Genomic DNA, 1,800 nt, shown 5'->3' with positions numbered 1-1,800 from the left:
TCCCACATTTGACCGCGTTTGGGTCTGGAAAGCATGTTCGGCTCAGTGACTCAGTTCCCGCTTCAACACCTCATGGTCAATCGACTTCTGCCACCCGCATATCGCCAGGCACGCCACGCAATTGCCCAGCACATTGGTCAACGACCGACACTTCATCAGCCGTTCCACTCCCAACAACAAACCCACCCCTTCCAGTGGCACCAGTTGCAGGATGTTCAAGGTAGCAATCAGGGTAAACAGCGCCGAGCCCGCGACACTGGTAGACCCCAGCGAGGTAAACAGGCAGATCACCAGCACCGCCAGCAACTCGGGCACGGCAATCTCCACCCCGGCGAGGTGCGCCAGGAACATAATGGCAGTGGTCAGGTAAAGATTGGTACCGGCCAAGTTGAACGTATACCCGGTGGTCAACACCAGGCGCACTAATTGGCGATCACAGCCCAGCGCCTCAAGTTTGCTGACGCAACCTGGAAGTGCGGCCACTGAAGAGCCGGTGAACGTCACCAACAACAACTCTTCTTTCAAGTAAATAATTAGCCGGGTCAATTTAACGCCGAGCAGGCGGGTAATCGTGGCGAACACTAGAATGACGAACACCGCGCAAACCAGGTAAATAACAACAATGAACTTCAAGAGCGGCAGCACCGAACTTAAACCGTACTTTCCCACCACAAATGCCATCGCCCCAAACGCCGCCAGCGGTGCGAACTTCAGGATAAACCGCAGCAACCAGAACAACCCGGCGACCGCCGCTTCCAGCCAACCGAGGCAGCGGTTTGCGACCTGGCCGCCACGCCCCAGCAGCAGGCCGCACAGCACCGCCACCAGCATCACCTGAAGCACCAGGCTTTGGGTGAAAACCTTGTAAAGACTGGACGAAATCGAGGTCATCGACAGCTCGTGCAGCAGCGTTTCGGGCGCGGCAGGCGGTGTCAGATGATCAAAATCCAGGTTGGCCACTGCCGTATGATCCAGGCTGAACAACCACCCCGTCGACATTCCCAACACCAATGCAGCAAGGGACATCAGCTGGAAATACACCACGATCCGCCCCACTACATGCCGATGGTGGGGCTCGCGCTTGATACCTGCGACACCGGTCGACACCAGCACAAACAACAGAAATGGCATCAGTAACCCGACCATTTTTATAAAGGCGTCACTGAGCAGCTTCATCTCGACTGCCACGCCCGGATAAAAAAGCCCCAACACCATGCCAAGAGCAATGGCAATCAAAATAGGCAAGGTGGCGTTATTCGAAAATCGGGTCGACATCAATGCTCCATGGTCTTTTTATTTATTGTTATTGTCGGATCAGGCCACTTTCGGCATATTGGTCGCCAAGGCGCATTCAGGCCACAAATAATAAAGTCTTGTCACGGGATATACCACCATGGAACTTCGCCATTTACGTTATTTCATCATGGTGGCCGAAGAGCGACATTTCACCCGCGCTGCCGCTCGCCTGAACATGCAGCAGCCGCCCCTCAGCCAACAGATACGTGCCCTCGAACAAGAGCTGGGATTCGACCTGTTCAAGCGACACCCCAAGGGAGTCGACCTGACTGCCGGCGGGCTGGTGTTTCTCGATGAAGCGCGAGTGATCCTCGCCCGCGTTGAGCAAGGTTCCCTCAAGGCGGCTCGCGCTGCCCAGGGTATCGAAGGCACGTTGGTCATTGCCTTCACCAGTTCCGCCGCCGCCCACCCGCTGATCCCGCGAATCATCCGCGCCTACCGCGAGCAATACCCGGGCGTGGAGCTCTCGATCAACGAAGGCAGCGCCCGGGAAGTCACCGAAGA

The 1,800-nt window shown here is 56.5% G+C and carries 2 protein-coding genes; one reads left to right on the top strand and one right to left on the bottom strand.

Features of this window, described 5'->3' with window-relative positions; all coding sequences use genetic code 11:
* Positions 1-42: 42 nt before the first annotated feature.
* A complete protein-coding gene (locus HX869_RS31040) occupies positions 43-1,275 on the bottom strand; it encodes a cation:dicarboxylate symporter family transporter (protein WP_178904167.1) in 1,233 nt (410 codons plus the stop codon).
* 118 nt (positions 1,276-1,393) lie between these two features.
* On the opposite strand from HX869_RS31040, the gene HX869_RS31035 reads away from it, so the two are divergent.
* The coding region (locus HX869_RS31035) for a LysR family transcriptional regulator (RefSeq protein ID WP_178904166.1) at positions 1,394-1,800 on the top strand (407 nt) is incomplete at its 3' end.

The organism is Pseudomonas sp. P7779 (assembly GCF_013386315.1).
Taxonomy (GTDB): domain Bacteria; phylum Pseudomonadota; class Gammaproteobacteria; order Pseudomonadales; family Pseudomonadaceae; genus Aquipseudomonas.
This window is presented reverse-complemented; position numbering and strand designations above follow the sequence as displayed.

Bases quoted from the DNA above. Each gene is read 5' to 3' on its own strand.
- HX869_RS31040 (WP_178904167.1), bottom strand. From the start codon at position 1,275: ATGTCGACCCGATTTTCGAATAACGCCACCTTGCCTATTTTGATTGCC.